Origin of the sequence: Campylobacter sp. MIT 99-7217 (assembly GCF_006864365.1) — a bacterium.
Classification (GTDB): domain Bacteria; phylum Campylobacterota; class Campylobacteria; order Campylobacterales; family Campylobacteraceae; genus Campylobacter_D.
In genome coordinates, this window is sequence record NZ_QHLJ01000008.1 from 24201 (window position 1) to 41028 (window position 16828).

General features: G+C 35.2%; 15 protein-coding genes. 3 read left to right on the top strand and 12 right to left on the bottom strand.

Going from position 1 to position 16828, the window contains the following annotated elements; all coding sequences use genetic code 11:
- Positions 1-198 precede the first annotated feature (198 nt).
- Positions 199-2748, top strand: coding sequence for an autotransporter domain-containing protein (locus tag DMB92_RS07290; RefSeq protein ID WP_142682397.1), 2550 nt, complete (start codon positions 199-201; stop codon positions 2746-2748).
- Positions 2749-2790: 42 nt separating this feature from the next.
- Here DMB92_RS07290 and DMB92_RS07295 read toward each other — a convergent pair whose 3' ends face one another.
- The 3 genes from DMB92_RS07295 to DMB92_RS07305 form a co-directional block, all read right to left on the bottom strand.
- Positions 2791-3864 (bottom strand): epoxyqueuosine reductase QueH, encoded by a 1074-nt coding sequence (locus tag DMB92_RS07295; protein WP_142682398.1) that lies wholly within the window; start codon positions 3862-3864, stop codon positions 2791-2793.
- On the bottom strand, positions 3864-4322 hold the full coding sequence (gene bcp, locus DMB92_RS07300) for a thioredoxin-dependent thiol peroxidase (protein ID WP_142682399.1): 459 nt from the start codon (positions 4320-4322) through the stop codon (positions 3864-3866). The genes DMB92_RS07295 and bcp overlap by 1 nt, the downstream gene beginning before the upstream one ends.
- An 85-nt stretch (positions 4323-4407) precedes the next feature.
- Positions 4408-4611: a tautomerase family protein gene (locus DMB92_RS07305; protein ID WP_142682400.1), complete on the bottom strand. Its 204-nt coding sequence runs from the start codon at positions 4609-4611 to the stop codon at positions 4408-4410.
- A 178-nt stretch (positions 4612-4789) separates the two neighbouring features.
- Here DMB92_RS07305 and DMB92_RS07310 point away from each other — a divergent pair, with 178 nt between their 5' ends.
- A complete protein-coding gene (locus DMB92_RS07310) occupies positions 4790-5227 on the top strand; it encodes a pseudoazurin (RefSeq protein ID WP_142682401.1) in 438 nt (145 codons plus the stop codon).
- Between the two features lie 135 nt (positions 5228-5362).
- Positions 5363-6697: a hemolysin family protein gene (locus DMB92_RS07315; RefSeq protein WP_142682402.1), complete on the top strand. Its 1335-nt coding sequence runs from the start codon at positions 5363-5365 to the stop codon at positions 6695-6697.
- Positions 6698-6719: 22 nt separating this feature from the next.
- Here the strand turns inward: DMB92_RS07315 and dxs are convergent, their stop codons facing one another.
- The 9 genes from dxs to DMB92_RS07360 all read right to left on the bottom strand — a co-directional run bounded on the left by dxs (position 6720) and on the right by DMB92_RS07360 (position 16826).
- A complete protein-coding gene (dxs, locus tag DMB92_RS07320; protein ID WP_142682403.1) occupies positions 6720-8582 on the bottom strand; it encodes a 1-deoxy-D-xylulose-5-phosphate synthase in 1863 nt (620 codons plus the stop codon).
- Positions 8579-9424 (bottom strand): flagellar assembly protein FliH, encoded by an 846-nt coding sequence (gene fliH, locus DMB92_RS07325; protein WP_142682404.1) that lies wholly within the window; start codon positions 9422-9424, stop codon positions 8579-8581. The genes dxs and fliH overlap by 4 nt, the downstream gene beginning before the upstream one ends.
- A gap of 7 nt (positions 9425-9431) precedes the next feature.
- A complete protein-coding gene (gene fliG, locus DMB92_RS07330; RefSeq protein WP_142682405.1) occupies positions 9432-10460 on the bottom strand; it encodes a flagellar motor switch protein FliG in 1029 nt (342 codons plus the stop codon).
- Positions 10460-12154 carry a flagellar basal-body MS-ring/collar protein FliF gene (gene fliF, locus DMB92_RS07335; RefSeq protein ID WP_142682406.1) on the bottom strand — a complete coding sequence of 565 codons (1695 nt, stop codon included), beginning with the start codon at positions 12152-12154 and terminating at the stop codon, positions 10460-10462. The genes fliG and fliF overlap by 1 nt, the downstream gene beginning before the upstream one ends.
- Before the next feature lie 330 nt (positions 12155-12484).
- Positions 12485-13582: a histidinol-phosphate transaminase gene (hisC, locus tag DMB92_RS07340; RefSeq protein ID WP_142682407.1), complete on the bottom strand. Its 1098-nt coding sequence runs from the start codon at positions 13580-13582 to the stop codon at positions 12485-12487.
- A gap of 12 nt (positions 13583-13594) precedes the next feature.
- Positions 13595-14662: a prephenate dehydratase gene (gene pheA / locus DMB92_RS07345; protein WP_142682408.1), complete on the bottom strand. Its 1068-nt coding sequence runs from the start codon at positions 14660-14662 to the stop codon at positions 13595-13597.
- Positions 14650-15438, bottom strand: a complete 789-nt coding sequence (locus tag DMB92_RS07350; protein ID WP_142682409.1) for an HAD-IIA family hydrolase — start codon at positions 15436-15438, stop codon at positions 14650-14652. The genes pheA and DMB92_RS07350 overlap by 13 nt, the downstream gene beginning before the upstream one ends.
- Positions 15438-16031: an HNH endonuclease gene (locus DMB92_RS07355; protein WP_142682410.1), complete on the bottom strand. Its 594-nt coding sequence runs from the start codon at positions 16029-16031 to the stop codon at positions 15438-15440. Before DMB92_RS07355 ends, DMB92_RS07350 begins: the two co-directional genes overlap by 1 nt.
- A complete protein-coding gene (locus DMB92_RS07360; RefSeq protein WP_142682411.1) occupies positions 16032-16826 on the bottom strand; it encodes a DNA-methyltransferase in 795 nt (264 codons plus the stop codon).
- Positions 16827-16828 lie beyond the last annotated feature (2 nt).

Consider the following 16828-nt stretch of genomic DNA (forward strand, 5'->3'; position numbering starts at 1 on the left):
GAATTTAAGAAATTTTTTATATTTTGAAGATATTTTTTAGTTTAGTTTAAGTTTTTTTAAATTTTTTGTAAAAAAAGCTAAAAAATTTAAAATTTTTTGCCGTATTAACTTTAACATTTTTTTTTTTTTGTAAAATAATAAACTTATGCTTTTAAAATTTGCTTTGAAAGCGGTAAGAAAGAAATTTGGGATAAAAAATTGATAATAAAAAAATTTATAAAGATAAGTTCTGTTTTGAGCTGTTTTGCTTGTGGCTTGCATGCTGCTTCTTATACGAGTAATTTACCTGCAAGCGTTAGCATAACAGGCACTCAAAGCGATACTATAACTGGGGAAAAAAGCAAGCCAAGCTATGATGTAACCACTGTTGGCTATGGGAATGTTAAGGGCTTTAGTATCACGGGTCAAGCAGGGGGAAAATACAGCTTAAATTTTCAAGATAATACAAGCACTTGGTATTCAGGTGGTATTACCCTTGGTGCGAATTTAGAAGCCACAATAAATGGCGTTCATGCCCTAGCCATAGACAAGGGCGGAATGACCATAAATGATGGTGCAAGCTTGACGGTTAATTCAAGTGGAAATACTATAAACACAAGTGGTACTGATTATGGTGGAGCTTCTAAGGTAAGATTTGCCGGAGGTTTAAACCTCAACTTAGGTGCAAATTCAAGAGCTGTATTTTCTAATATTTCTCAAACAACAACGAGTTTCATTCATCAAGGCACTATCAATGTCGCACAAGGAGCAAATTTAACCATACAAGCAACTCTGATAAGATTGCAAGATGTAAATAATAACAACGGCACGATAACCCTTACAGGCACACGCATACAAAATATAGGCAATCCGGTTGGCGGTAAAAATGGTATAGCAAATTTTGTTAATAACAATGGAAATGTCATTATCAATGGCGATTTTGAAAATGGAGGACAGGCTATTAATGAGGGCGGAACTTTCAGTCCTTATGATCCTGGTTATGGAGGTGGTGCTGTTTTTACGCTTAATGGTGGGAGCGTAACGATCAATGGTAAATTTATAGCAACGCATGGTGGAGACGCTGTTTCAGGTGGTGATCTTTGGGGTGCGCAAGTATCAGATATAAACATTAATGGCGGAACACTCGATATAAAGGGCGAAATCACTAACAAAACAGGTTCAACTCTTAATGTAACAGGTGGAAATCTCATAGCCAGAAGTAATTTTATCAATACCTCAGGAGGAGTGATAAATATCTCAAAGGGTAAGGTTGAGGTTGCAGGAGAGACGAGAAATGACTCAGGATCAAGCTTTAATATCGCAGGTGGAACGATACAAACAAGTAATTTTGTTAATAATTCAACCCTAAATTTCTCAGCAGATTCAAATGGAAATATGGGACAAATCATTGGTAATTTAAGCAATAATGGTAGCGGCAAGGTCAATATAGATCTTACAAATGCTAAAACAGGAGAGATTCAACTTGTAACAGGAAGCATACAGGGCTTACAAGATGGAGTAAATTTAAATGTCAATACAGGGGCTTTTCTTGATACTAAATTTGATATAAATAGTGGAAAACTCACAAACAAAGTCGATCAAGGCAAGATTGATAAGATCGAAGGAGAGCTTACAGATAAAAATGATAAACAAGTTTTTAGCACACTCATGCAAGAATATCCGGGAGTTTTTAAAACTGAGGCTGAGGCAAAACAAGCCGTACAAGATATAAAAACAGGAGTTAGCACAGGTCATATAAGTACCCCTTTGACGACTATGGATACGATGGTTAGTAATGCTAAACTTGAATCCTCAAGACAAATTTTTAGTTCAAGAAATTCCGGCTTAGCAGATATATCAAAACTTAAAAAAGTATATCTAGCAAGTTTGAATGATGATGTTTTAAGACAGATCATAAGTAGGCAAACAAATCATTCTTTTAATCTTAATGTCGTTGGAATGGGTATAGCAGGTGCAAATAAGGGCTTTTTGGGCGGTTTTAACGCAAGTATGTTTTCAAGGGTTGAAAATCATGGCATAAGTTTTGGTGTAGGTTATGCTTATGGTAAAACGAAGCAAGATAGCTCTTATCATGAAACTGATAACTCAAGTCATAATTTTAGCCTAAGTTTGTATGATAAAATTTACATGCCTTTTGATGAGAATATGGAATTTGATCTTGGAGCTTATTGGGCTGGTTCTTTTATGGATATAAGTAGAAACTTGCAAAATATCGGCAAAAGCTCAACGAAATCTAAATTTTTTCAATTAGGAGCTGAGGGGACTTTGGGTTATGTTTTTGAAAGTGGGCAATTTGCTATTAAGCCTTACTTGGGACTTGGGCATGCTCTTCATTTTTTTGATCAATTTAGCGAACAAACAGGTTCTATAAGCTTGAGTGCAAATTCTCAAAATATCTATACCTTAAGTGCTTTGGCTGGATTTGAAAATCGCTTTTATCTCACTGATGAAAGTGCTGTAATGCTTACGCTTGGATATGAAAATTTAATGTTTGAAAGTAGAAAAAGGGCTATGCGTATGGGAGGTAACAGCAATCCACAAGGACGCAATATGTTTTTTAGCATGCCTTACAAACATAAGGCTTCTTTGGCTTTAGGCACTGATTATTATTTCACTGAAGCTATGAGGATAGAAGTGGGCGGTTTTTACAAATACGCTTTTGGCACTAAAGGCGATGATGAGGTATCTAAGGACAAGCTTGATACACATTATTTTGGCGTAAATGCCTCTTTTATCTATAAATTTTAATTCAAAGCAAAAAGACAAGAAGTGATCTAAGTGAGGGAAATTTTAAAGCTTAACTATCCTTTCTCTCACATCAAAATAAATTTCACTCTTTGCACTTATTTCTATCCTGCCTTTTGGTAAGTTTTGACAGATAAAAACAGGGCTTAGATTGTATGCACCAAGCATTTTAGCTCTAAGAGCGATTTCTTTTTCTATGCTTAAAGGCTTTTTTAAAAGCTCTTCAAAGTCTTTAAATTTATGCTTACACAGAGAATTAAAATATTCAAAATCCCAAAAAATAAGCTCATCTTTATTGCTTTTTAGCTCAAATTTAAGCTCTTCGTTTTGAGAAAAGCGAGTATAGGCATTTTTAAAATGAGAATAAAATAAAACATGGCTTTGAAGAGCCTTTTTATCGACCTTAACAGAGGCATTAAAAAGGCGGTAGTTTAGAAATTTCTCCCTCTCTATCTTAAAGGCAATGCCTTTTTTTTCAAGCTCAATGACCCTTTTATAAAGCTTTGTTCTGGCCTCTATACTAGCTGGTAAAATTTGCTTATTCACAGGGCAAATTAGCTCATCAATAAAGCTTTTATTTTGCTTTTGCTTAAAAAGCCCATATAAACAGCCACAATAATTTTGATGATAAAGCATATCCTTTTTGGCTAGCTCAAACTGCCTTTGTGTGCCTCCATTTTTCCTAAAATCAGGGGCTAAAAACTCTATTCCGTAAGGATCGCATTCCTTTTGTAAGGCCTTTTGAAGTTGCTCTAAATCCTTTTTAGGACTTGTTAAAAGGGTGGTTGTAAGCTTTTTTTCTCCTATTTTTACAGCAAATTCAACGCTTTTTTCCATTCTTTTATCAAAGCAAATCTTGCATCTTGCACCCTTTTCAGGCTCATCTTCATAGCCTCTTACAGCCCTTAGCCAGCTTTCATAATCATATTCTCCTTTAAAAAGCTTGATTTTCAGCTTATCACAGCTTCTTTTCACATCTAAAAAGCGAAGCTCATGCTCGCTGTAAGGATGGATATTAGGATCATAAAAAAAGCCCACTATCCTTTCTTTAGGATAAGCCTTTCTAAGCTCTTGGATAAAATAATGACTATCTACACTACAGCAAATATGAACTAGCATTAAAGAGCCTCTAAGACCTTAGCAGCGTGATCCTTTGCCCTTACATTTTTATAAATTTGAGCTATTTTGCCCTCCTCATCTATGACAAAGGTTGAGCGGATTAGCCCCTCATATTCCTTGCCGTAGTTTTTTTTCACGCCCCAAGCTCCATAAGCCTTGCAAACTTCTTTATCGCTATCACTTAATAAGATATGTTTAAGCTTAAATTTAGAGATAAATTTTTGATGAGAGATTGTGCTATCTGCACTTATGCCTATGATAACAGCATTTTTGCCCCCAAAGTCCTCATAAAGCTCGCTAAATTCGCAAGCCTCAGTAGTACAACCCGGAGTATCATCCTTTGGATAAAAATAAAGTATGATTTTTTTACCCAAAAAGTCCTTCAAATTTACCTGAATGCCATCTTGATTTAAGAGGCTAAAGCTTGGAGCCTTATCTCCTATTTGTAATTCCTTCATCTTTTTTCCTTTTTGATTTGTTTTTTAAATTCTTATAAAGCTTTTAAACACAGCATATTTAAGCCTTAGCAAGATAAATTTAAAGCTATTTGCCCTCAGCCTTAATCGCTTCCACGCTTTTACCACCAAAGGCTATATCATAATCTTCTATATCCTCTATGACAACAACTATTCTTTCTTTATTTTTATTGTATTTATCGCTTAAAAGCCTTGTTATATCAGCCATAAGTTCAGCCTTTTGCTCCTTGCTTAAGGCTGGCTTTGCAAGTTTGATATTAACTAGGGGCATTTTTTCTCCTTTTTTGAAAGCTTTAAATTTTGTATTGTATATTTTTATATGTTAAAAAGTGATAAATTTTGCTAATTATAGAGTATATTTAAAATATAATAATTAATATTAATTTTATTTTAATGAAATTTTAGATACTATTTATCCTGTTTATTAAATTCTTTGAAAGGATACAAACATGAAAAAAATTCTTTTAGCTTTGTCATTTTTGATCTTTTTTGCTCTAAATGCTCAGGCAAAGGACATAGAGATTAAAATGCTCAACAAGGGTCAAGACGGCGTTATGGCTTTTGAGCCAGCTTTTGTGAAAGCTGAAGTGGGCGATAGTGTTACCTTTATCCCAACAGATAAGAGTCACGATGCGGTTAGTAGGCTTGTGCCAGAGGGAGCAAGTGCTTTTAAGGGCAAGATCAATGAAAAATTTACATACAAGCTTGAAAAAGAAGGTGTGTATGTTTATATTTGTACACCTCATCAAGCTATGAATATGTCGGGTATTATTCAGGTTGGAAAGGCTGTAAATCTTGCGGAAGCTAATGCTGAGATTGATAAGATTGAAGCGAAATCAGCGATTAATAAGGGTCGTTTGAAAAAGGCTGCTCAAAATATCAAATGAAAAAAAGGCTTTGTTTTTTCAAAGCCTTTTATTGTGTGTATAAATTTTAAAAAATAAAATAGAATTTTTTATTTAAGTTATTTTTTAAATTTAAATTTGGTATAATGAGACATTTTATTTTTAAAGGAGTTTTCTTTGGACCCCAGCCAGAGTATAGCTACAACTGCATCTTTTGATGCGGGATATTCTACTATAATGATCTTAGTTGCCTTATTTTTCGTCTTTTTAAATGGTTTTTTTGTTTTGTCTGAATTTAGCATTGTTAAAGTGCGTCGTTCTAAGCTTGAAGAACTCGTCAAAGAGGGCAAACCCAATGCAAAAAGAGCTTTAGAAATTTCATCTTCTCTTGATACTTATCTTAGTGCATGTCAGCTTGGTATAACGCTTAGTTCTTTGGCACTTGGTTGGCTTGGAGAGCCTGCCATTGCAAGACTTTTGGTGCATTATTTTGAACCTTTGGGAGTTTCTACAACACTTGCTCATACTATAGCTTTTGTCATAGCCTTTACGCTAATAACACTTTTACATGTGGTTTTAGGAGAACTTGTACCAAAAAGTATGGCTATTGCCATGGCTGAAAAAACGGTGCTTTTTGTTGCAAAGCCCTTGCATTTGTTTTGGCTTCTTTTTTTACCTTGTATCAAAACCTTTGATTTTTTAGCAGCAAGTTCTTTAAAAATCATAGGCATTAAGCCCGCAAAAGATAGCGAGCTTACGCATAGCGAAGAAGAGATCAAGATCATTGCAAGTGAGAGCCAAAAAGGCGGAGTTTTAGATGAATTTGAAACAGAGATTATCCGCAATGCTGTTGATTTTTCTGATACTGTAGCAAAAGAGGTAATGAGTCCTAGAAAAGATATGATTTGTTTAAATAAAAGTAAAAGTTATGAAGAAAATATGAAAATCGTTTGTGAAAGCAAGCATACTCGTTTTCCTTACATAGATGGCTCTAAAGATAATATTTTAGGAATGATACATATCAGAGATTTGATGCAAAATGAATTAAGTGAAGAAAAAAAGCCCTTAGATGAATTTGTGCGTCCTATGTTTTTAGTGCCTGAAAGCGTTTCTATCTCAAAAGTTCTTGTAAGAATGAACAAAGAAAGAAGCCACACCGCACTTGTCGTTGATGAGTATGGCGGAACGGCTGGCATTATCACCATGGAAGACATTATGGAGGAAATTTTTGGCGACATTAAAGATGAACATGATGATACAGATGAGTATTATAAAAAGCTTGCCGATAATATCTATGAATTTAAAGGGCGTTGCGATATAACAAGCGTTGAAGAGCTTTTAGATATCTCTTATGCTGAAAATTTAGAACAAGTTACCATAGGTGGTTATGTGTTTAATCTACTTGGTCGTTTGCCTGTTGTGGGCGATAGGGCTGAAGATGAGCTTTGTTACTATGAAGTAAAAAAAATGGACGGCAACAGCATAGATAAACTAAAGCTTGTTAAAAAATAGGACTTTCTCTAAAGTTTATTTATTATTTTAGTATAGAAGAAATTTTTTGTTTCAAGCTTGTCGTATCAAGCCCTAAGCTAGCCTCAACCTCGCTTGTCGCACCATGCGTGATGAACTCATCATCATATTCAAAGCTGATGATCTTTAAATTTAAGTCATGTTTTTGTAAAAAATCAGCCAGCAAAGAACCTATGCCACCGATTTTTGCACTATCACTAAAGATAAACCAAATTTTTGTTTTTTGTGCTAAATCCCTTAAAAGCACTTCATCTAAAGGCTTTGCAAAGATGAGATCAACTAAATTTGCAAAGTCCTTTTTACCCTCTTTTTCAAACTCATCTAAAACAAGCTTTGCCCTGCCAACACCTTGTCCGTAGCCTAAAAAAGCAATTTTACTTTCATTTTGGATTAAAAACTGAGCCTTAGCAAAAGCGATTTTACAGGGGCTAAATTCTTTATCTAAAATAAAGCTTCCTCTAGGATAGCGAAAAGCAAGACAACCCTCGTGCGTATAAGCATACTGCATTATTTCTTTCATCATAAGCTCATCTCTTGGAGCTAAAAGGCTTAAATTAGGAATTGCTGCTAAAAAGCTAATGTCAAATACTCCTTGGTGCGTCTCTCCATCCTCGCCCACAATCCCAGCTCTATCCATAGCAAAAACGACATTTAAATTCATAATAGCACAATCGTGAATTACTTGGTCATAAGCTCTTTGCAAAAAGGTGCTGTAAATTGCAATAAAAGGCTTAAAGCCCTCTTTTGCCATAGCCGCCATAGAAGTAACGGCGTGTTGCTCGGCAATGCCTACATCAAAAAAACGCTCAGGATAAGCCTCAATCAAAGCATCAAGCCCTGTCCCACTAGGCATAGCAGCTGTTACACCTACTATATTTTCGTGCTTTTTGGCTAAATTTAGCAAATTCTCACAAAAAAGCTGGGTAGTGGTTTTTTTGTCCTCAGCTTTTTTTAAAGATTCTCCTGTTTGGATGTCAAAAGCTCCCACACCGTGCCATTTGGCTGTTTTGCCCTCAGCCATTTTATAGCCTTTGCCTTTTATGGTTTGAGCGTGGATGATACAAGGCTTTTGAAGTGCTTTAGCTTTTTTAAGCACACTGATAAGCTCGGCTAAATCATGCCCGTTGATAACGCCTATATATTCAAGTCCAAGCTCTTCAAAAAGCATACCAGGTGTTATCATCTTAAAGCTTTCCTCAAAGCGTTTTGCCATATAAGCAGCACTTTGGGGCAAATATTCTAAAAAATGCCCCACTTGTTTTTTAAATTTTTGATAAAAAGGCGTCGCCATAGTGCCTGAAAGATATTTTGAAATCGCACCTATGGGCTTTGAAATACTCATTTCATTATCATTTAAAATAATCACACACGGATATTTTCTATCCCCAAGCTCATTTAAAGCCTCATAAACCATGCCAGCACTCATAGCTCCATCGCCAATTAAAGCTACTGGGATTTTATTTTCTTTTCTTAAATTTATAGCTTTACAAACTCCCACAAGCAAGGATATAGAAGTGCTTGAATGCCCTGCTATGAAAAAATCGCCCTCGCTAGGCTTTGTGTATCCACTAAGTCCGCCAAATTTTCTTAAAGTGTCAAAATTTTTTTTATTTGTTAAAATTTTATGTGCGTAGGATTGATGAGAGACATCAAAGATAAAAGGAACTTCCTTTTCATCAAAAACGCAGTGCATAGCAAGAGTGAGTTCAACAGCACCTAAATTTGAGCTTAAATGTCCTCCGTTTTTGCTGACTACTTCAATGATTTTTTCTCTTAAATGAAAGGCAAGTTCTTCAAGCTCTTTAAGGCTTAAAGTGGATAAAAATTCGTGACTAAAATTTTGTTCTGCAAGAAGTGTTTTTGTCATTTTATAATCATCTTTTGGATTTTTGCAAGCCTTGAATTGAGATTTGCTTCTATATTTCCTGTATCGCTTAAAACAATCACGCTTCCTTTGCTAATCGCATCATCAAGGCTGATTTTAAGATGACTATCTTGCAGGTGTGATTTGATAAAATCATAATCCACAGGGCTAACCCTAATTTCTATATTTGAAGCATCTTTTAGCTCAGCCATAAGCTCTTTGCTTAAATTTAAGGCTATTTCTTTGGAATGATTTTCAAGTTCTTTAGAAATCACCTCTCTTGCGATTTCTACGGCGGTATTTGCAAGCTCTTGCTCGTTTTTACTGATAAAAACATCTAAATTTACACAAGCTTCATCAAGCTTGGCAATACTTTTTAGGTATTTATCCTTTAACTCAGCCATTTCTTTATCAAATTCATTCTTAGCTTGATTGTAGCCTTCTTGTGTAAATTTTTCTTTTGCATTTTCAAGTTCTGTATTTAAGCGAGTGTCAAATTCTTTTTCTTTGCTTTCCATTTGCATTTGAAGTTTGATGATATTTCCTGACATTTCATCGGTTTTTTTAAGCAAATCCTCCACAAAATCAGATTGAAAAATATTTTTTTCTTGACTTACAAGCTCTTCATTTTGTTCGGTTTTTTCTTCTTCAGTTTGTGCGTTATCCTCTGTGATTTGTTTTGTATTTACATTTTCTGTAATGGGTGCTTGTTTTGGGGTTGAATTTAAGCTTTGAGCTGGTTTTTTCTCCTCAGTGCTAAACTCAGACATCACCTTAAAATGATAGCTATCAATCACATGTTCGCTTGAATTAAGATGAGAAATCACATTCGTATTTTTTGCCATTTTAGACCTATTCTATCATTTCATCAGCTTCGCCTGTTTGCACTAAGCCTTGCTCTGCTAGCTTTTGCACGACCTCTACCACTTTTCTTTGGCTTTCTTCCACATCTTTTACACGCACAGCACCTAAAAAGCCCATTTCCTCAAGGAAAGCCTCACTCGCACGGCTTGACATATTAGCAAGGAATTTTTGCTTAAGCTCCTCGCTAGCTCCTTTTAAGCCTACCATTAAATCTCTTTTATCGGCTACTTTTAAAATTTCTCTTATAGCTTGAGTGCCAAGTTTTGAAATATCATCAAAGGTAAACATCAAATCCTTAATGGTTTCAGCAAGTTTTTCATCGCTTTGTTCGATATAAGTAATGGTTGATTTTGAAGCCTTTTGACCCAAGCGGTTAAGTACTTCAGCAACAGCTCTTGGACCACCCACTTCGACCTTATAAGAAGCAAGGCTTTCAAGTTTGCTCTCAAGCACGGCAGAAACCCTTTTTACGATGCTTGGAGAAATATCGCCTAAATTTGCCATTCTTATCACAACCTCAGCCCTAAGCTCATCACTAAAATATTCAAGCGTTTCAGCTGCGTGTATGCTATCCATATGAGCTAGGATTAAGGCTATAGTTTGAGGGTGTTCTTTGGTGATAAAATCTGCTAATTGTTGTGGTTTGATTTGGGCTAAGTATGCAAAATTTTGATTATTTTCCATACTTTTGGTAAGTTTTTCTAAGATTTTATTGGCTATGTCAGGACCAAAAGTGCGGTAAAGTATTTCTTTAGCGTAATCAAGACCACCGCTTTTAATGTATTGATTGGATTGAAGTAGGGTGTAAAATTCTTCTAAAACAGCCGTGGCTACTGATTTATCCACCTGTTTAGCCATAGCAATATAACGAGAAACCTCAGTTATAACATTAATATCCATATGAGAGAATAAAACTGTAGTCGTATCTTCTCCTAGTTGAATCAAAAATATCGCTATTTTTTCGGAAGTAGAAAGATCATCATAGATCATTTTTTGTTCTTCAGAAAGCTTTATCATTACATATCCTTACCAACTGATTCTTTATACTCTGCATCATTTTCAACCAAGGTTTGAAGCAAGGTTGCCACTTCTTCACTCTTATCCGTAACAAGTTCTTTGAGCTTTTCAAGTAAGATATCATATTGCAATGCATCTTCGTTGAATCCCTCTCCAAAGCCAAGTTGCTCTTCGACTTTTTTTCTTGCAGCATTAAATTTCTCTAGAGCATCTTCAGCATCATCAATGATTCCTTCCTCAGCACGCATTTGTTCTTCGGCTGCAGCCACATCTTCGAGCATTTTCTTTGTAAATGGAGCGATAACTTTTTTGTAAAAAATGAAAAGTAAAATCGCTGCAATAAAATACTTAGCAGGCGGAATGAAAGGTTCGATAAACCTTGAATAAAAGGTTTTTACTTGACTTTCAACCTTGACACTTGGGCGGTCAAATTCTAAATTTGTTACGGTTACTTGATCGCCCCTTGCGGCATTATAATTGATCGTATCTTGAACCACTCTTGTAATGTTTTGAATTTGAGCCTCACTCAAAGGCACATACTCTGTTTTTACTTCTCCATTTTCATCGGTGGTATTTTGGTATTTACCATCTATCATAACAGCAGCTGTTGTTCTAATAACCGTTGCAAAAGCTTTTTGGGTGTTGGTAATGGTTTTTGAGATTTCATTATTGGTTGTTACCTGATTTTTCTTACTCCAATCAATCTGCCCATTTCCATCAAGCCCTTCAACAGGTCCTATATTCGACACAGCTCCTGGAACTCCTTGCACGCTAGGATCTTTCCTGCCTTGTCTTTCTTCATTGAGGGTTTGCTCACTACGAACAACGGTATTTGGATCATAAATTTCACTTTGTGATTGCACCTTAGAAAAATCATACTCGATATTTACATTAGCTACGACCTTATCAGCACCACCTGCAAATCTTGCTAAAACATTGACAATTTTTTCCTCAAGCTCTCTTTCATGATCTCTTTTGTATTGAATTTGTGCTAAAACCACTTCACTATCATAAGCACCTTGTACATCTAAAGGTTGCCCTCTTTGATCGGCAATCTTAACATTTTCAGGTAAAAGTTTTGGCACTGAAGAAGCCACTATGGACTTAATCCCATCAATTTGTTTTGTGGTAAGTTTTAAACCCTCTTTGATATTGACAACAACAGCAGCTGTTGGAGGAGTTTGTCTTTCGACAAAAACACTTTCTTTAGGTAAGGCTATAAAAACACTGGCTCTTTGGATAGGCTCTAGACTCTCTATAGCTCTTGCAAGCTCAGTTTGAATAGCTCTTAAATACTTGATCCTTTCAGCCTCAGAAGTCGCTCCAAATTCTTGTTGGTCATAGCCTTCCCAGCCCATTTTACTATCTTTGATCAAGCCCTCGCTTGCGATCATCATTCTTTGTCTAGCGACTTGATCTTGCGGAACGAGTATAGTTCTTTCATTTTGTAATCTATAAGGAACTCCCGTTTGCTCAAGTTTTGCTACGATAGCAGCTGAGTTACTCGCGTCTGTATTTTCTACCAAGACAACATAGCTATTTGTATCAGCAGATCCTCCTCCTTTGTAAAGTGCTAAAAACACTAAAAAAGCAATGACAAGGACAATAGAAGCGGCGATAACAATGCGTTGTTTTTTTGTGAGATTTTGATAAAGTTGCCCCACTTGGTGGAGCATATTTTTAAACTCTTCCATTCAATCTATCCTAAAAATCGCTAAAATTTCGCACTATTATACACTATCTTAAGCCATTTTTCAGCTCTTTTTGTTAAAAAAATGCTAAAAAATGTATTTTTGCGGATAAATTTACAAAATTTTCTTTATATTCTTAGGATATTTCATAAATTTTCCTTACTTTTTCGCCGATCTTGCACTTTGTAAGGTTTAAGATAAAGGATAATATTAATCCATTTTTAAATTTTCTTTGATAATAATCACATTTGTGCCGAGTATTTTTTGATAAAAATTTTCAATAGGAGAAAATTTAATGAAAATACCAAAGTAAATTTTGAAGCTTAAACTAAGCTAAGCTCTTAAAATATTTTCAAATTCTTCGAAGAAACGATCATTTTCATAAGGCGTTCCTATAGTTATACGCATAGCATTTAAACCATAACTTTTTAAATTTCTCACTATTATACCTTTTTTAAGCAATTTTTCAGACAGATCAGAGCTTTCTTTTTCATCAAAAAAATAAGTGATAAAATTCGTATAACTCTCAATGCTCTTAAAAGAATGCTTCTTAGCAAATTCCTCGTATCTTTTCATCTGCGAGAAGTTATTTTCCAAGGTTTTTTGACAAAAATCCTCATCATCAAGCGCGCCAACAGCTGCTTTTAAAGCCAAATTGCTCACATTAAAAGGCGCTCTAAGTTTATACAAAGCACTGATAATTTCAGCCCCGCCAAGCCCATAACCTATCCTAAGTCCTGCTAAGCCATAAAGCTTAGAAAAGGTGCCAAGGTAAAGTACATTGCTAAAGTTCTCAAGTAAGCTTTTAGGCTCTAAATGCTTAGTTTTATCCTTAAAACTTGCAAATTCATTATAAGCTGCATCGATGATAACAAGGCAGTTAGGATCAATTTCTTTGATGAAGTTTTCAAGCTCTAAGGCACTTGGGCACTCGCCCAAGGGATTGTTTGGAACGCATAAAAAAATGATAGCAATTTCATCTTTATGCTTGTAGTAAGCTTCTTTAAATTCAGCCAAATCATGCGTTAAAGACCTTGTCTTGTAGCATTTTGCCGCGCATTGCTTGGCATAAATTTCATACATCGCAAAAGTAACTCCAGCTTGCAAAAAGGCATTTTTAGAATTTAGCTTTGCATGAATTGCTAATTCTATCACTTGATCGCTTCCAGCACCGATAATAATATTCTCATTTTTTAAGCCAAATTTAGAGCTAAGCTTTGCTTTTAGTTCGCTCATGCTATCATCAGGATACAAATGTGCCTTAGCTGCATTTTCTTGCAAGATCTTTTGTACCTTAGGCGAAGTGCCAAAGGGATTTTCATTGCTGGCTAGCTTGATAACTTCTTTAACGCCGTATTCTCTAGCAATCACTTCGATATCCTTGCCGGGTTCGTAATTTGAGAGCTTTTTTAAAACTTCATTAAATTGCATGTTTTTCTCCTTTTAATTTTTCTCTGCATTAAGATAAGATCCAAGCCAAATAACTTGCTCAACACCTTCCAAGGCTCTTTTAACATTCTCATCATCAATATGACCCTCAAAGTCTATATAAAAGCTATGTAAAAACTCCTTTGACTTAACAGGGCGTGATTCAAGCTTGGTAAGATTAATATTTTCTTTTTTAAACTGCTCTAAAAGCAAGAAAAGCCCTCCGGGTTTATGTGCTGTATGTGCTAAAATGGAAGTTTTGCAATTTGGCAAGCTTGGATTTTTAATATCACTTAGGATCAAAAAACGGGTGCGATTTGCTAGATTATCCTCAATCTTTTCAAACAAAACAGGCACATTAAAAAGCTTGGCTGCGATTTTAGAACAAATAGCAGCTGAGTTTTTATCCTTTGAGGCTAGAAAGGCTGCGTTTGCTGTTGATTTAGCAGGGACAAACTCAGCCCCCATAAGCTCGTGGCTTTCAAGGAAATTTCTGCATTGATTATAAGCTTGTGGGTGAGAATAAACTCGAGCAAGTTCTTTTAAATTTTCATTAATGCTAACAAAAGAGTGATGAATGTCTAGGTAAAGCTCAGCAAAGATCTTAAGCTCGCTGTATTTTCCAAGGCAGTCTAAGGTAAGCCCAACTGCACCTTCAGTATTATTTTCAATGGGAACTACTCCATAATTTGCCTCTTTATTTACAAGTTCTTTAAAAACATCTTCTATGCTAGCTAGGGCTGTGTAAGAGCTCATAGCACCAAAACGGCTTCTTGCAGCTTGATGAGTGTAAGTTCCCTCAGGTCCAAGATAAGCAACCTTTTGAGGCTTTTCTAAATTCCTTGAAACAGCAAAGATTTCTCCATAAATGGCCTCAATAGCGTTTAAATTTAAAAGCCCCTTGTTTTGCTCTTTAAGCCTTTTTATAATGGCTCTTTCTCTTTCAGGGCGGTAAATACTGCCTCCACTTTGCATTTTAAGCTCGCCTATGCTTTTTACATAGTTCATTCTTTCATTTAAAAGTCTTAGAATTTCATCATCAACCTTGTCGATTTTATCTCTAAATTCTTTTATTTTAGGCATTCAAGCTCCTTTAAAATCTGCAAAACACTAGGATAAACCCCATCTAAAAAGCTCTTATCAAGCCCATCGCTACTACTTAACTTCCCACTTAAAACAAGCTTTGTTTTCATTCCAAGCCTTTTAGCCTCTATCAAATCGCCCTTATAATCATCGCTAATTATCGTAATATCTTTAAACTCAGCCCTTTCATCTTGCTTTTTAAGTAAATTTAAAGCTTCCTTATAAAAAGCAAGGCTTGGCTTCCCCACGACCTCGTATTTTAAATCACAAGCATATTTTAGCATGTGCATGATAGCACCAACTCCGGGGTAAGAAAGTCCGTCCTTTTTATAAATGCTTGTTTCATGCATGGCTATGACTTTGACGCCTTTTTTGGCTAGTTCTATCATCTTGGCAAAATCTTTAAAGTTAAAGCCGTCCCAGCTAGCTATCAAAAGAGCTTGTGGGCTTTGGAAATCAAGCTTAAAGCCTAAATTTTCAAGACTTTGCAAAAAAGGCTCGCTTCCAAAGGCAGCTATATTTTCATAGGGCTTAGCTTTAAAAAGCTTCCTCATAAGAGTACTTAGAACAAAAAAGGGATCGATATAAGCATTTTCTTTTATCGCAAGTTCTTTTTGCCTTAAAATTTGCAAAAAATCAAGCTTTTTGGTGTTATTTGTGATGATGACATAAGGGAGTTTTTTTAAATTTAAATGCTCAATCAACTGCTTTGCTCCCTCGATCAAGCTTTTGTCTTTATCACTAAGAAGGGTCCCTTGCACATCTAGGAAAAACATTAATTATCCTTTTTCCATACTATGTGCCCATTAATATTATATTTTTCATAAATGCTTAAAAGCTCTTCTAAAAAAGCTACAAGCTCATTTTCTTTATTTTCCTTGGCACTTTCTAGCATTCTTATAAACATTTTTTTACCGGTTTTTGTTTGCTTTAAATTCTTCTTTAAAAAATTATGCCTACTACAAAGTGTTTGACCATTTTCTAAACTTGCTTTTCCCCCCAAATCCTTAGGCTTTATATGATCTACATGTAGTTCTACACCTTCTTTTTGACCCATACCACAAATCACGCACTTGTAATCATCTCTTTGCAAAATTTGCTTTTTCAAAGCTGGTGTAAAATCCTCTAAATCCTCTCTTAAATTTACAAAATTTGGATCATAACGATAAATTCCTTTGTTGATTTTTTGCAAATAACCCTTTTGATGTAAGCTTCTAATACCTCTATCCGGATCTCTAAAAACTTTGCCTGTTCTTTTATACCATTCTTTTGTTAGCCAATCTACTACCTCAGGGTGAGAAATATCTTTATTCGCATTTGCTTTAAAAAACTCCATTATTAAATCAAGCTGAGAAAAAGCTTTTTTCATTTAAAATAAGTTCCTTTCATCTAAAATTCTTTTTCTTGCAAGTTTGCAATAATCCTTATCAAGTTCAAATCCAATACCTAAGCGATTATTTGACAAAGCTTCCAAAAGTGTAGTACCACTGCCACAAAAGGGATCTAAAACTGTATCACCCACAAAGGAAAAAAGCTTTATACAGCGTCTTGGTAACTCTCTGGGAAAGGGTGCTGGGTGACCTATTCGTTTTTTTGACTCTCCATTAAATTGCCAAAGTCCATTCGTCCAAGCCATAAATTCTTCCTTGCTTATATCACTTACTCCCTTAATTTTTTTCTTCCATTCCTCTTTATAAAGCACTAAAATAAGCTCTACAGAGGCTATAATGTAAGGAGCTGAAGCACTAAGCCAAGATCCCCAAGCAGTGCGGCGTGAGATATTACCCTCATTCCAAATAATAGTGCTATGATATTTCCAACCTATTTTTTTAGCAAGTTGCGTAATATCAGCACCCACGCTTTGAACTCCACCTTTATTTTTATCTAAGGGAACATTAAGGCAAAGTCTAGCCCTATTTTTTGCCCAAAAATAGCAATTTTTAAGCCATTGATGAGTGAAATTTAAATACTCATCGTAGCTTAAATTATCATCATTTGAACTATAGTCAATACCAACATTATAAGGTGGAGAAGTAACAATTAAATCTATACTTTCTTCTTTCAAAAGAGTTTTATCTAAGGAATTTGCATGATAAATTTTGATCTTATCTTCAGTAAAAAATAAGCTTTTTTCTTTGCTTTTTAAGCTTTCTTGTGCTAGCATTT

What these genes read in the sequence shown, in the direction of transcription:
- DMB92_RS07295 (WP_142682398.1), bottom strand. Translation starts at nt 3,864, where the DNA reads ATGCTAGTTCATATTTGCTGTAGTGTAGATAGTCATTATTTTATCCAA.
- bcp (WP_142682399.1), bottom strand. Translation starts at nt 4,322, where the DNA reads ATGAAGGAATTACAAATAGGAGATAAGGCTCCAAGCTTTAGCCTCTTA.
- DMB92_RS07305 (WP_142682400.1), bottom strand. Translation starts at nt 4,611, where the DNA reads ATGCCCCTAGTTAATATCAAACTTGCAAAGCCAGCCTTAAGCAAGGAG.
- DMB92_RS07310 (WP_142682401.1), top strand. Translation starts at nt 4,790, where the DNA reads ATGAAAAAAATTCTTTTAGCTTTGTCATTTTTGATCTTTTTTGCTCTA.
- dxs (WP_142682403.1), bottom strand. Translation starts at nt 8,582, where the DNA reads ATGACAAAAACACTTCTTGCAGAACAAAATTTTAGTCACGAATTTTTA.
- fliH (WP_142682404.1), bottom strand. Translation starts at nt 9,424, where the DNA reads ATGGCAAAAAATACGAATGTGATTTCTCATCTTAATTCAAGCGAACAT.
- fliG (WP_142682405.1), bottom strand. Translation starts at nt 10,460, where the DNA reads ATGATAAAGCTTTCTGAAGAACAAAAAATGATCTATGATGATCTTTCT.
- fliF (WP_142682406.1), bottom strand. Translation starts at nt 12,154, where the DNA reads ATGGAAGAGTTTAAAAATATGCTCCACCAAGTGGGGCAACTTTATCAA.
- hisC (WP_142682407.1), bottom strand. Translation starts at nt 13,582, where the DNA reads ATGCAATTTAATGAAGTTTTAAAAAAGCTCTCAAATTACGAACCCGGC.
- pheA (WP_142682408.1), bottom strand. Translation starts at nt 14,662, where the DNA reads ATGCCTAAAATAAAAGAATTTAGAGATAAAATCGACAAGGTTGATGAT.
- DMB92_RS07350 (WP_142682409.1), bottom strand. Translation starts at nt 15,438, where the DNA reads ATGTTTTTCCTAGATGTGCAAGGGACCCTTCTTAGTGATAAAGACAAA.
- DMB92_RS07355 (WP_142682410.1), bottom strand. Translation starts at nt 16,031, where the DNA reads ATGAAAAAAGCTTTTTCTCAGCTTGATTTAATAATGGAGTTTTTTAAA.
- DMB92_RS07360 (WP_142682411.1), bottom strand. Translation starts at nt 16,826, where the DNA reads ATGCTAGCACAAGAAAGCTTAAAAAGCAAAGAAAAAAGCTTATTTTTT.